This window comes from Methanosarcina sp. WH1, assembly GCF_000970005.1.
GTDB lineage: Archaea > Halobacteriota > Methanosarcinia > Methanosarcinales > Methanosarcinaceae > Methanosarcina.
On the sequence record NZ_CP009504.1, the window covers coordinates 1,973,507 to 1,987,975 of the forward strand.

The window sequence follows — 14,469 nt, forward strand, 5'->3', positions numbered from 1 at the left end:
CTCCATTTAGAGCTTAAAAAACCTTTAAATTTTCTACTAGATATTAATATATTTTTATACTATATTAATTTGACAACATTACAATTTTCTTATGAATAAACATATTAAGTTTGTGTTTAAGTTTGTGTTTAATTGGCAAAAATGAGCTGAGTTTATTTGATTGATATAACGAGAGTTTGATTTTTATGTTTATTCATGGTATTATTTGTTTCCTTTTGGAATCTTGAAAAATACAGGGAACCCTGAAGAAGCTAATGTTTTCAGGGTTATTTTTTTTAATCCAGCATAGCACTTATTTTATTTAAGTAAATCGATTCCACACAAAAAAGAGGTTTAACAGTCTATTGTTGAAGAAACGTGCGGCAACTTTTTTATAAAAAACAAAAGAGGAGTAAGGTAACAGGAAAAGTAAAAAATAGCTGGGAGGACATGGGAGCAACAGGGATGTCTCTGGACTCTCAATTTCTTCATCAAAAGAGGGATTAATATTAATAGGGTTATTACCTTAGACAGAAATCAAAGAGGAAATTAAATATCCAGACCTGGAATAGAAAAAATAACTTTCCGGGACTTCAGGCCTCATTCAGGAGCGGATAATGTGGAATATAGGTATGACCTTAATGAGAAAACTCTTTACATCGAAGGAAACCGAATACCTGCGTATAGCCTGGAAAAAAACGAGATTGGAAACTGCACCATCTGCGACTCCATGCTCATGAGTCTTAGCTATCACTCTGCAGGGGAAAATATAGCAGTAATTACGAAGTGTGTTTCGTGCGGTGCCTTCTATGCGAATATATATGATTCTGACTGGAACTGGGTAAGCGAGGTCCAGGTAACGCTTCTTCCCATCCCCATCCTCATAAGTAACCCTGTAATTGATAGCTGGGAAGGGCTTGAAGCTGTTTCCATCAAAAAGCTTGAAGCTGTTTTTTCAAGAGGAGAGATTGAAGCCCTTTTTGCACGGGCAAAAGACAAAAACCCGATCCGTCAGTACCTTTACAGAGCTCGCAAAAAGTACGAACTTTTTGAAGAAATCTTTGATTTAAGGCTGGAGTTATAATTTCGTTACATAAAATTTCTGTTTTTGAGCAAAAAGAGGATGAAATAAACGCGAAAAAACTAATTAAATGTATGTAATAAAATAATATCACTTAAAATAAATACATATGAATTATAATATCATTGGTAACAATTTTTTCATTCAAAATAACATGAGTCACTATGGTTCGAGTTTAGTTCGAGTTTAAATCAAAGCCCTTACAAAAATACCAGAAAATGACGAAATGTATCCTAAAAATAACTTATACCGATTATGTAACTATTTGATAATTTCTATGAGTCAGTACATTCATACCAAATAATTATAGATATCTATTTTTCGCCATTAAGATCATAAATTGAGTCAGAAAATAAATTTATTTCAAAAACCAAACTGATTCGATATTTAGCTTAGTATTAATATAAAATATATGATTTGACTATTGTTAGGACAATTTCCCCATATTATATCTATGTGTTTTTACCTCTTTTTAACCTATGAAGTATAGAATATTTGATAGATATATGAATATATAAAAATAGGCTAATAAAATAATATTTTAACAATGAATGTATATAAAATGTTACATAAAATATATATAACGTATGGAAATTTAATATAAAGATAAACTAATTAAATACAATATTGTTAGGACAATTTCCCCATATTATATCTATGTGTTTTTACCTCTTTTTAACCTATGAAGTATAGAATATTTGATAGATATATGAATATATAAAAATAGGCTAATAAAATAATATTTTAACAATGAATGTATATAAAATGTTACATAAAATATATATAACGTATGGAAATTTAATATAAAGATAAACTAATTAAATACAAAAATGAGTTTCTTTCAAAAAAAGATTTATTTCTTTCAAGGACCGTAAATTTTAGAGCGTGTCATCTATAAAATAATGAAATTATTGCTCAAAATAATGAACTTATTGCTCAAAACATATAAGTGCTATTTTTACTGAACAAGACTATGATTTTTTTAATATATGTTTAAATTAATTATTATCTATTTGCATACAGGTCGTTTTTGGTTTCAAGCTCCTTTAATTAAGCCAGGTCCCTGATCCCGAAGAAATAGTTATGGTCAACTATTCTCATACAATATATGAATTAATTTTTCATTTGGTGAAATCTACTGATTAACCCATATTTTGTTAAGTCGATTGTTACATATACTATGTGAATAGACTCCTTTTGACCGATCACCGCCCCATTAAATGCGAAATAATATTGCTGCAAACAAGTTCTGAAAATAAGCACAATCATACCCATAGTATATATGTACAGAAACTTTTATTAATTCTATGCTTCTAAACGATTCTCCTTACAAAATAGACATTCGTTTTGATTAATAATATTAATTTTCGATAAATAGTACTACTCATTCATTTCTTTCCTATGTGGTTTTGATGATATATTGGTCAAATAGTCTACCCTATTTGTCTGAAAAAACATATTATAAATATGTGATGATTTTAAAGATACTGTATAATATTATTTTATAGTTGGTGAAATTATTTATAAAACTATGTGAGTTGGTAAATGATGTCATGACTTCAAAAAATATACACCATATGATATATAACTATATTTTTGAGTAATTAATATATATATGGTGTGAATAACATGCTAAATAAGATGTAATTATATATGCTTACAATAAAGATAACTATAAATTAAATAATTTGTAAAATAAATAATTAATTAGGTGCATTAAATAAAATAATTAATGTAACAATCACTCATTGATATAAATATATTGATGAATGCTAATAATGATAGTATCTAATAATTATATAATACTTTAAAACATGTTTTTTAATAAATATTTTACACATCTCAATAGATATACACTGACTTAAAAATATATTATTGATTATACACATAGTTAATGGTATATCTTTTTAAACATAGCTACGCATTATTATGCATACAAGGACATATTTAATATAAATTATAATTAGATAATGGATTAAGAGAATTCGTCTAATAATTAGAATGTATAAAATAAGTATATCAGGATATATGTTCTTTTGTATATGTTTTTTATATTACATATAAATTATCGTTACACCAGATAACCACAAATTTAATAAACAGATATTATGTGATCTTTGTCAAATAATATATAGTTAATTAGATGCATCTCATGTTATAACAACATATTAGAATAATCATTACTCATTGAATAATGAGTTATTTAATAGATATCTCTAATTATATACAGAATATTTAATATATATAGATCATTTATCAGAATTATAGTACATTTGATAATGTATATATTGTGAAGAAAATATAATTTGTCTCAGGTTTTCAGTTGCTAATTATTAAGCAATATTTATAAAATATTTTTTGAACTCATCAGTCTAGGACTATTTGTATGAATCATGCATAAAAAATATATTTATAAGTAAAAATGAAAGTTTGAATATATTTAATCTTATTGGAGTAAATATGATGAGTATCCAACATATTTGAAGCAGATATATCTGAATGAATAAATAAAAAATAATATTGCATAGTGTATTGCACAGTGTATTGCACAGTGTATAATGCAGAGAATACTCTGAAGATATTTCCATCAACCCCCTGAGTTTCAGCTCAGGGACATAAGCGCCAACTCCAACCCTGATTCCGTAATGTATTTTTACTCCAATAATAATTATTTAGATATTCTTTTCCGTATATCACGTTTGCCAAAAAATATATAAGTTGTTAAATCATATAATTACTTTTATGATGAAAGCGTTCAATTTTAGACTCAATCCTACAATACAAGCTGGACAACTTAACCAGCACATGTAGCTGCAGGTTTGTCTTCAACCGGGCACTCGATCAAAAAATTTAAGCACATTCTAAGAAATCTGATTTTTGAGAATAAACTGATTTTTAAAAATAACGCGGGACTCCTACATGCTTGAAAACGTTGACTTATCCCAGGCAATAGCAAACGAAGAATATAAGAAGAGTATAAAAACGCTTGAGGTTAAACTCGGCGAGCTTCAACGCAGAGCCTGGGAGCTGAAAATACCTATTATACTTGTTTTTGAAGGCTGGCACGCATCAGGGATGGGGGAGGATATCAACCGTTTTATCTTGCCCCTGGACCCAAGGGGATTTGATTTTCATACCATGATCAGGCCCTGTTATGAGGACCGCCTCAAGCCTTTCCTTATGCGGTTCTGGGCGTGGATTCCAGTAAAAGGAAGAATTGGAATCTTTGACCGGAGCTGGTACAGCAGAGCAATAATCGAGCTCTTCGGAAAAGAAAAAAATGAAAGAGCTCTGGAAAAGGCTCTGGAAGAAATCACCTATTTTGAGCGCCAGCTTGCAGATGACGGGTACCTGATACTCAAGTTTTTCCTCCACATCAGTGAGAAAGAACAGAAAGAGCGTTTTAAGGAAATCAAAAAAAAGGATATCCCCCTTATTCTCGATGAATATGAAGGAAAAAACGGAAAAGAACAGGATTTTATCGATCAATATGATGAATACCTACCTGTTATAGAAAAAATACTTGAGAAAACAGATGTCCCCAATGCCCCCTGGGCAATAGTCGAGGCAAACGACAGGAACTTTGCAGTCCTGAAAATCATGGTAACAGTAACTCACGCAATTGAGAAATCTATTGAAAAGATAACAAGGACTCCGGGGCTACAGACGATCAAATATCTTGACATGTCAACTACAAATCTCCCAGTCCTTAACAGTTCAGCTCTGGAAAAGACTGACCTCTCAAAAAATATTTCTATAGAAGAATACAGAGAGTCTAAAAAACTTTACCAGCACAGACTCGAAGCCCTCCAGTATGAGCTTTTTAGAAAAAAGCGCTCAGTTATTATAATCTTTGAAGGATGGGATGCCGCAGGGAAAGGAGGGGATATTCACCGCCTTGTCGAAGTGCTTAACCCCCGGCTTTACAGGGTTGTACCTGTGGGTTCACCAAATGATACTGAAAAAGCCCACCAGTACCTCTGGCGCTTCTGTGACGCAATCCCAATGGCAGGACATATTACTATCTTTGACAGGAGCTGGTACGGCCGCGTCCTCGTAGAAAGAGTAGAAGGGCTCTGCACGGAAGATGAATGGAGAAGAGCCTACAGGGAAATCAATGAGTTTGAAAAAATCCTTGCTGATGCGGGAGCAATTATCTTCAAATTCTGGCTTCATATCGATAAAGAAACCCAGCTCGAGCGTTTTGAAAGCCGGCTAAATGACCCGGAAAAACACTGGAAAATTACAGAAGAAGACTGGCGAAACCGGAACAGATGGGATGAATACAAAGTTGCAGTCGATGAGATGCTCCAGAAAACGAGTACTACAGGTGCCCCATGGATAGTTATCGAATCCAGGGATAAACGTTATTCAAGAGTAAAAGTCCTGAAAACCGTAGCTGAAACCCTTGAAGAAGAATTGAAGAAGGCTTAAAAAATCCAGGGAATTATTTTAAATTCTGAAATCTTTCAGTGCATTCAACCGACTCAAGACTTTTTCTTGAGTTTTTTCCACACTTTTCTAAATCTTTTTCTGGTTTTTCTGGTTTTTCTGGCTTTTCTGGCTTTTCAGAAACTTTCTCAGCTTTATCAGAGCCCTTTTCAAGCTCATTTTTTTCCATCCTGTGCCTGCACAGAGCTACATCAATACTCTTTTGCAGGTCCTTTTCGTCAAACGGTTTCACAATATACCCAAGAGGCCCTGTCTTCCAGGCACGTTCCACTATTTTGCTTTCGGAGCAGGCGGTCAGGTAAACCACAGGCACATCAAAGCGTGCTTTGATCTCTTTTGCAGCTTCTATCCCGTTCATATCTCCTTTCAGCATTATGTCCATCAGCACAAGGTCAGGAAAAGTGCTTTCGGTTTTGCTTATAGCGTCCTCTCCGGATGAAGCAACGCCTGCCAGTGTATATCCCAAATTCTTTAACATCCGTTTTATTCCCATTGCGACAATATGTTCATCTTCGACAATCAGAATTCTTCCTTCTGCCATTAATTACACCTTCGTTTTTTACTTCAGCTCCTGAATAGTTTTTATTCTTCTATTTACCCTGTTGAAGCTGTTGATTTCACTACCAACATCATTATCAATCTTTCTATCACCGCAAAGATAAAAGGCAATCACTAATGTTCTTGAATAATTTGCAAATTCCATATTAATCCCCCTGGCAACCCCTCAGACTACCATCATTTCATCCATCCAGCGGATTTTATAACCGGAGAAACAATGTGGTCAAACAAAGACTCAACCCGAGAGTTTTTCTGATAGTTTATATATAAATAAAACTATATAGCCTCCTCCATACGGTACTGGCATAAGAGAAGAGATAATTTCAAGACCTTATCCTATTCAGAACGGAAAGGTTATGGCAAAGGCTATGCGATATTTTGACACCATTCAAAATTTTAACCTTAAAAATTTGTCCTCTTCCATGATATTCATTTTCTTCAGGATATTCAAATTTAGAAGAAACTTATAAGGAAAAAATTCCAAAAGAACAAATCCCACGAAGAACATGTGAATAAAGCTGATATGTATGAGAAATTGAATCAGGGTTGAGGGCTGAAATCAAGACTGATGGAGAGCTGAAATAAAGACTGATGGAGAGCTGAAATCAAGACTGATGGAGAGCTGAAATCAAGATTGATGGAGAGCTGAAATCAAGAATGGTTTATCTCTCTTACTGACCTATTTTTCTTACTGACTTATCTCTTTTACTAACATATTTTTCTTACTGACTTATCTCTCTTTCTGACCTATTTTTCTTACTGACTTATCTCTCTTTCTGACCTATTTTTCTTACTGACTTATCTCTCTTTCTGACCTATTTTTCTTACTGACTTATCTTTCCCTTCACCGGTTATTTTTCCTCTTCAATCGTTTCCTCGAGATTTTCTTTTTCTTTCCTGTACCTGTGCAGGGCTATTTCGATATTGCTGTGCAGGTCTTTTTCGTCAAAGGGTTTTACGATGTAGCCAAAGGGTCCGGTCTTTTTAACCCGTTCGACAATATTGCTATCAGAATAAGCAGTCAGGTAAACCACAGGCACATCAAAGCGTTCTTTGATCTCCTTTGCAGCTTCCACGCCATCAAGTTCTCCTTTTAGCATTATGTCCATCAGCACGAGGTCAGGAAAGGTGCTTTCGGCTTTGCTTATGGCATCCTCTCCGGATGAAGCGACACCTGTAACCGTATATCCCAGACCTTTCAACATGCGCTTTATTCCTATCGCAACGATATGTTCATCTTCGACTATCAGAATTCTTCCTTTTGCCATTCTTTACACCCTTGGTTTGTACTTCAGCTCCTGAAAGACAATTATAAACCCGGTTCCCCTGCTGGTATCAAGTTCTATGCTCCCGTTAATCTGATCTACAAGCGCAGTCACCAGCTGGAGCCCGAGAGAATCCGTGTTTCTGAAATCAAGGTCTTTGGGGAATCCTCTGCCGTTATCCCTTACAATCATGGTCAGCCTGTCCTCTACTTTTTTATTCCCCTGTATGCTGCTAAAGCCGGTACTATCAACTTTTTCGCTCTTAGCCACTTGATCTTCTGCATTTTTATAATTATCTCTGTTCCCGGGTAGGTTTCCTCCATCCCTGTGCAGCTGGATTCGGATTTCCCCGTCTTCTCCTTTGGAAAAAGCATGTTTAAGGGCGTTTGAGACAAGTTCATTGATAATGATACCCAGGGGGACTGCCGTATCCATGCCCAGGAAAACGTTTTCAACATCAAGCTTCAGGCTGACTTCTCCGCTGCCTGTAGAGTAGGCCTGGGAGAGGTAATCAGCGAGGTTTTTAATGTAGTCCGCAAAGTCCACGTTTACCATGTCTTCAGACTGGTAGAGTTTTTCATGGACAAGAGCCATTGACTTAACCCTGTGCTGGCTATCTTTGAAAGCTTCTATTACCTTTCTGTCTGAGAAATTACCGGACTCCAGGTAAAGCAGGGTTGAGATTACCTGCAGGTTGTTTTTGATCCTGTGATGAATTTCTTTTTTGTGGATTTCTTCGATCTGCAGCAGGGCTTCTTCGGCTTTTTTGTGATCGGTGATATCGAGGATAATGCCCTGTAGGTGGATTCCTCCTTTACCATCTCTCTGGATAAACGTTCTTTCATCCACCCAGCGGACTTCCCCGGATTTGGTAAAGATTCGGTATTCCGAGGTATAGACGTCACAGCCCGCTTCCACATTTCTGGCAAGTTCTTTTTGCATCTTTACCAGGTCCTCGGGATGGACGATATCTCCGTAAAGAATTTCCTTTGAGGCAAAATCCTCTGCATCATAGCCAAGCCGTGTAATGTTTTCCGAAACGAATTCCGCAGGCCACCCTTCTTCAAATTTCCATAAAAAGACAATTACCGGACTATTGTTGATAACTCGTTCCATTTCTTCTTTAAGCTTGTTGGAACGTTCCAGCTCCAGAGAGTAGTCCAGCAGGGCTTTTTCTGCTTCCCTGCGCTGCGCGGTAACAAGATCAAGAGCCCTGCGGGTTTCTTCGATCCCGTCCGTAAGGAGCTTAAAGTCCCCATGCCCGTGCACAAGGATCTCTCGCTTGAAATCATTATTCTGGAAAGCCATCAGAACAGCATTTGAATCATCAATGATCCTGTTGAGGGTTTCGGAAAATTTATCAAGGGTGTCCCCAAGATCTCTGAACTCCCCCTGAACATCTACATTGACCCTTTCCTTCAACTCTCCCTGTGCAAGGGCATTGGTTACCCTCATGGCTTCTCGGATAGGGATGATTACGGCTTTGAGGATCTCATTCAGGCCGGTTGGAATTTCCCGGAAATCGATTTCCACATCGGTGTTTGCCCTTACATCAAGCTTTCCTTTAACCGCATCCTGGGCAATGCTCTTGAAGTCCTCAACAATTTCATCGATAGGTCTTGTGATGGAGCGGGCAATCATATAAGCCAGGGCAGCCATGAACAGGATCGAGATTGCAGAGATGATCAGCAGCCTGTTCCGCAGGGCAGTGACTCCGGCAAGCATTTCCTCTTTTGGGACAACCAGGACGAAGGCAAAGTCTCCGGTCTCAACGGGTTCGTAAAACATAATAACGGTCTTGCCGGTGATTGGGTCATTGATCTCAATGTTTCCTCCGATTCCCTTTTGGATATCATCGGCTGCCCTTCTAATTTCTTCCACGTCAAAATCGGAAAGGCTTTTCTTTCCGATCCAGTCCTTCTGCGTGGGATGTGAGAGAAAGATCCCGGAATTGCTTACCATGAAAGCATACCCGGTATCAAACGTGTTGATCTTGCTTGCAATCTCATCCACATATTCAAGGGGGACGTCCACACCAGCTATCCCTGTGAACTCTCCGTCTTTAAAAATTGGAGAGTCGTAGCTTACCATAAATACTCCCTCATAAAAGTAGGGCTCTGTCAGGACATCTTTGCCTGTAGTTTTCGGTAGCTGGTAGTAGTCCGAGGAATCATAATTGACAAGAGGATCGATAGTTATCTGACCATTAATCATATTGCAGTAAGGAACGAACCTACCTGTAGCATCATGTCCAGGCGCATTCACATATTCGGAATCCCTGCCATCAAAAGCATCCGGCTCATATCCTGCATAGACCCCTATAAGATTTGGATTTTCTTTGAGGATATTTTTCAGGATATCCATTGCCTCTTCCCGGTCGGAAGCTTTGTACTTGGCCATCGTAAGCGCAAGGGTTCTTGCAACGGCTCGGTTTGCTTTCATGTCCGCATCAAACTGGTTTGCATAATTGGAAGCCATTTCAACGGATTTCTGGTAGGCCAACATTTCTTCCTGAGCCGTAACCGTGTTTATAATAATTGCCGTGGATACAGCCAGAACCAGAAAAATCCCCACAACAATAAAGATAACCAGTTTTGATTTTAAGGGGACCTCTTTGAACCTCATCGTACTAAACTCCCGCAATTGATGTTTTTGAGAAAGGACTCCGGATGGAACGGTTATTGTTTAGTGTTTTAAAAACCATGGGCATTAAACGTCTGTTACTTCCCGGGCGGATTTCCTGTAATGCATGAAAAGTTCCCTGCCCCAGCGAAGTGCACTTTCATCGAAGCTCATCACCTTTCTGTGGTCATATCTTCCCTGCCTGTCGAAAAGGCAGAGGTACATAAAACGGTCAGTGACAGCAATGGTGGGAATTCCAAGGCTTTCTTCACAGACCGCTACAATTGTATTTTCTGAGTCAAAAAGGGACTGAAGGTCGCCGGGGGAGTCATGTTTAAGCCTCTCAAATACGGATTCCGTTAGCACGAGTTCCACTTCAACCTCACTCTTTGCAAGCTTTGAATATAAAGAAGGATACAGAGGATGATAATAAGAAAGGGAGCTCAGGATGCACCTGGATTTTGCAAGATTTTCAGTAAATTCCCTGGGGAGGTCAAAAAGGTGGTTCAGGTCAGGTTCGATCACCATGCATTCCCCGAGTTCACCAAGGCGCATGAACATGTCCATCGGTATCATGCTCGTATCCCGGCTTGCCCAGTATTCCTTGTTTTCTTCGATGACCTCAAATGTGTTGAGCAGGGGCAGCATGTTCCCTACCACCAATTTTCCAATCTCCGAAAGTTCATAAGTGTCCTCTTTCTGGAGGATCAACTCCTGTTTTTTCAGGATCTTGATCTGAGGCATCATCGCTTTAGCAGTCACATTAAGAGAGGTCTTGATCTGCTCGATGTTCCGGGGCCCTTCCATCAACAGGAGGAGAAGGTTTTTCCTTTTTTCAGAAAGCCAGATAGTATCACATAAAGATGAGCTCATTGCTACTTTTATAATATTGAAAACCTTTTATTAATATGTTATGTTATGAGGAGATGAATAATTATCAAGAAATAAATTTAAAAAGCCTGAAAAATGTACCTTTTTTCCGAAAAGGGGCCTTTTAAAGCTCTCAAAAATTTTAACGGCATCAAAAAATCTCCTCTCTATGGCATTTCCCCATTACTCACTCCTTAACCCGAAAGTTATGAAAAAACCCCATAGGTTGGGCTATATATTATCGGAGTTATAGAATAAATTACACACTGGGAAAGTGATCAAACCTTCTGGGATAGGCAAATTGTCTTGAGTAAATCCCCGGTACAATAAAAGAGAAGGTTTGAAAACAGATTTAAATAAGACACAAAAAAGGATAAAACACAGTGCAGAAAAATTGTTGCATCATCGAAAAAAAGTGAAATGAATCTCAGGGAAGAACGAAAGCTTTCCGGGCTGCATGTGGGAATGCAATCCGACACTTACGGGACAAACTGAGAATAATGAGAAAAAGAACAGTTGATTGCCATCAGAGATGTCCAGGCAGTTTTCTTAACTGCTTCTGAACTCCAGCAAATGCATTACAACATTTACCTGAGGGCTGTAGCCGTGGGATTTAAGGCCATATTCCTCAGGTACCTCCAAATAATACCTGCTCTTTTCAAGTGATTGGCCTGCCTTATTTCAAGTGATTGAAACTTTTAACGGTATTGAATTTAAGACCACGAGCGAGAAATACTTAACTGTATAAACTTAAATAGTGTTGACGAGTCCGCATGTGCATTATTTTTCATTTCAAGTACGTAAGTCCTATTCTTTTATAGCAGCATTCATAATTTTTGCTTGTACTTTAATTCCCGGAACATGATCCTGAATTCGGTTCCCCTGCTCGTGTCAAGTTCAATGCTGCCCTCAACCTGGTCCACAAGGGAAACAACAAGTTGCAGGCCCAGGGAATCGGTCTCTTTGAAATCAATATCTTCCGGAAAACCTTTGCCGTTATCCCTGACAATAAGTGAAAAACAATTTCCTGGGATTCCTGCCTTGCTTCCTTTACCGGTGCCAAGCCGTCCGGTCTCTTTGCCATCCTTTCCGTTTTCTTCTTTTTTGAGACCGACGCAAATCTCGCCGCTTTCTCCTTCTGAGAAGGCATGCTTAAGGGAGTTTGAGATTAGTTCATTGATAATGATACCGAGAGGGACAGCCGTATCCATACCAAGGAAAACGTTGTCAACGTCAAGCTTTAACTTGATGTCTCTGCTCCCCACCGAATATGCCCCAAAAAGGTAATTTGCAAGGTTCTGGATGTAGTCTGCAAAGTCCACACTTATCATATCTTCGGACTGGTAGAGTTTTTCGTGGACCAGTGCCATGGACTTTACTCTGTGCTGGCTATCTTTGAAAGCTTCTATTACCTTTTCATCGGAGAAATTTCCGGACTCAAGGTAGAGCAGGGTTGAGATTACCTGCAGGTTGTTTTTAATCCTGTGGTGAATTTCTTTTTTGCGGATCTCTTCCATCTGCAACAGGGCTTCTTCGGCTTTTTTGTGCTCGGTGATGTCCAGGATAATCCCCTGCAGGCGGATTTCTCCTTTTCCATCTCTCTGGATAAAAGTTCTCTCATCCACCCAGCGGACTTCCCCGGATTTTGTAAAGATCCGGTATTCCGAGTTGTAGGCATCACAGCCCACATCCACGTTTCTGGCAAGTTCATTATCTACTTTTTCCAAGTCATCCGGATAGACAATGTCTGCATAGAGAATTCTGTTTGAGATTAAATCCTCTACTTCATATCCAAGTAGGGTAACGTTTTCCGAGACAAATTCTATTGGCCAGCCTTCCTCATACTTCCACAAAATGACGATCACAGGGCTGTTGTTAATTATCCGTTCCATTTCTTCTTTTAACCTGTTTGAGTGCTCAAGTTTTCTCGCATACTCAATTAAGGCTTTTTCTGCCTCCCTGCGCTGGGTTGTAATCCTGTCAAGGACCAGGCGGGTCTCTTCAATCCCATCAGTCAGGAGTTTGAAGTCTCCCTGCCCCTGTATCCGGATAGGGAGCTTGAAATTATTGTGCTGAAAAGCTGTAAGTACGGCGTTCGAGTCGTCAATAATCATATTAAGGGTCTCGGAAAACTTATCCAGCGTGTCCTCAAGTTTCCTGAACTCTCCCTGAACGTCCACATTGACCCTTTCCTTCAACTCTCCCTGTGCAAGGGCATTGGTCACCCTCATGGTTTCCCGGATAGGGACAACCACAGCATTGAGGATTTCATTCAAACCTCTGGGAATTTCCCTGAAATCGATTCCCACATTCGTGTCAGCCCTTACTCCGAGTTCTCCTTTAACTGCATCTTCAGCAATGCTCTTAAAATTATCAACAATTCTGTTAATCGGCTTTGTTACGGATCTTGCAATCATATAAGCCAGAGCCGCCATAAACAGGATTGAGATTGCAGAAATAATAAGAAGCTTGTCTCTCAGATCGGTAACTCCGGCAAGCATTTCTTCTTTGGGGACTACCAGTACAAAAGCGAAGTCTCCGGTCTTAACAGGTTCGTAAAACATAATAACGGTTTTTCCGGTTGTCGGGTCCGTTGTTTCAAGGTGTCCACCAACACCTTTTTCAATATCAATGGAGGCTTTTTTGAGTTCTTCTCCTCCAAAATCATACAGGTTCTTTTTTCCGATCCAGTCCTTATGGGTCGGATGGGACATAAGAATTCCCTCATTGCTGACCATAAAAGCGTATCCCGTATCAAAAGTCCGGACCTCACTTACCACTTCATCCACATATTCAAGGGAAACGTCCACTCCCCCAATCCCTGCAAATTCTCCACCCTTAATGATAGGAGAAACGTAACTCACCATGAAGACTCCTTCATAAAAATAGGGTTCAGTAAGCAGATCTTTTTTCGTATCTTTTGGAAGCTGGTAATAATCAGAATCGTCATAATGAAGGAGAGGTGCAACTGCAATAGTCCCGTTCATTTTATTCCAGTAAGGGACAAACCTGCCAGTTCCATCGTGGGCAGGAGCATTTACATATTCAGCGTCTTTCCCGTCAAAGGCATCGGGCTCAAAAGCCACATAGGTCCCGAGGAGATGAGGATTGTCAAGGAGCAGGTTTTCCAGAATAAGAAGAGCTTCGTTCCGGTCTGCAGTTTCATAGCTTGCCATGGTAGTGGAAATCGTTCTTGCAATGGCAAGGTTGGCTTTCATGTCCGTATCAAACTGGTTTGCATAATTGGAAGCCATTTCAACTGACTGCTGGTAGGCCAGCTTTTCTTCCTGCGTTGTAACCGTGGAAATAATCACAGCTGTGGAAGCCGTAAGGATTAGAAAAACCCCGAGAACGGTATAGAGGATCATCTTTGTTTTCAACGGGGTATCACTGAACATTATTTAACCCTCACTATTGGCCTCTCACTATTGGCCTCTCACTATTGGTTCCTCACTATTGGCCTCTCACTATCGGTCCTCTCGTGGTTCCTCTCGTTTTGAGCTGCCTAAAGGGTGAAAAGAAAGCAACTTTCACTTACATACTTCAGACGAATTTATGGACCCGAAGACAAATCAGGTACAATCGAGTATTTAATAATTCAATTTTATGAGCACTTAAAATATTTAAATACTTCTATAAAAC

9 protein-coding genes are annotated in these 14,469 nt (G+C 38.6%); 3 read left to right on the plus strand and 6 right to left on the minus strand.

Features of this window, described 5'->3' with window-relative positions; all coding sequences use genetic code 11:
• Positions 1-598 precede the first annotated feature (598 nt).
• Together MSWH1_RS08655 and pap are read left to right on the plus strand one after the other, a co-directional pair.
• Positions 599-1,063: a hypothetical protein gene (locus MSWH1_RS08655; RefSeq protein ID WP_048127770.1), complete on the plus strand. Its 465-nt coding sequence runs from the start codon at positions 599-601 to the stop codon at positions 1,061-1,063.
• A gap of 2,916 nt (positions 1,064-3,979) precedes the next feature.
• Positions 3,980-5,494, plus strand: a complete 1,515-nt coding sequence (gene pap, locus MSWH1_RS08660; RefSeq protein WP_048127773.1) for a polyphosphate:AMP phosphotransferase — start codon at positions 3,980-3,982, stop codon at positions 5,492-5,494.
• A gap of 13 nt (positions 5,495-5,507) precedes the next feature.
• On the opposite strand, the gene MSWH1_RS08665 is transcribed toward pap, so the two are convergent.
• From MSWH1_RS08665 to MSWH1_RS08680, 5 genes are all read right to left on the minus strand, one after another.
• Positions 5,508-6,053, minus strand: coding sequence for a response regulator (locus tag MSWH1_RS08665; RefSeq protein ID WP_048127775.1), 546 nt, complete (start codon positions 6,051-6,053; stop codon positions 5,508-5,510).
• A gap of 18 nt (positions 6,054-6,071) precedes the next feature.
• Positions 6,072-6,215 carry a hypothetical protein gene (locus MSWH1_RS19030; protein WP_156148114.1) on the minus strand — a complete coding sequence of 48 codons (144 nt, stop codon included), beginning with the start codon at positions 6,213-6,215 and terminating at the stop codon, positions 6,072-6,074.
• Positions 6,216-6,921: 706 nt separating this feature from the next.
• Positions 6,922-7,338 (minus strand): response regulator, encoded by a 417-nt coding sequence (locus MSWH1_RS08670; RefSeq protein ID WP_048127777.1) that lies wholly within the window; start codon positions 7,336-7,338, stop codon positions 6,922-6,924.
• Positions 7,339-7,341: 3 nt separating this feature from the next.
• The gene (locus MSWH1_RS08675) at positions 7,342-9,960 is read right to left on the minus strand and encodes a histidine kinase dimerization/phosphoacceptor domain -containing protein (protein ID WP_048127779.1); all 2,619 of its coding nucleotides are present in this window, start codon (positions 9,958-9,960) and stop codon (positions 7,342-7,344) included.
• Positions 9,961-10,044: 84 nt separating this feature from the next.
• The gene (locus MSWH1_RS08680; protein WP_048127781.1) at positions 10,045-10,830 is read right to left on the minus strand and encodes a winged helix-turn-helix domain-containing protein; all 786 of its coding nucleotides are present in this window, start codon (positions 10,828-10,830) and stop codon (positions 10,045-10,047) included.
• Positions 10,831-11,343: 513 nt separating this feature from the next.
• Between MSWH1_RS08680 and MSWH1_RS19035 the strand changes: the two genes are divergently transcribed.
• Entirely contained in the window at positions 11,344-11,493 is a 150-nt protein-coding gene (locus MSWH1_RS19035) for a hypothetical protein (RefSeq protein ID WP_156148115.1), read from the plus strand.
• A gap of 161 nt (positions 11,494-11,654) precedes the next feature.
• Here MSWH1_RS19035 and MSWH1_RS08685 read toward each other — a convergent pair whose 3' ends face one another.
• Positions 11,655-14,225, minus strand: coding sequence for a histidine kinase dimerization/phosphoacceptor domain -containing protein (locus tag MSWH1_RS08685; protein ID WP_048127783.1), 2,571 nt, complete (start codon positions 14,223-14,225; stop codon positions 11,655-11,657).
• Between the last annotated feature and the right edge of the window lie 244 nt (positions 14,226-14,469).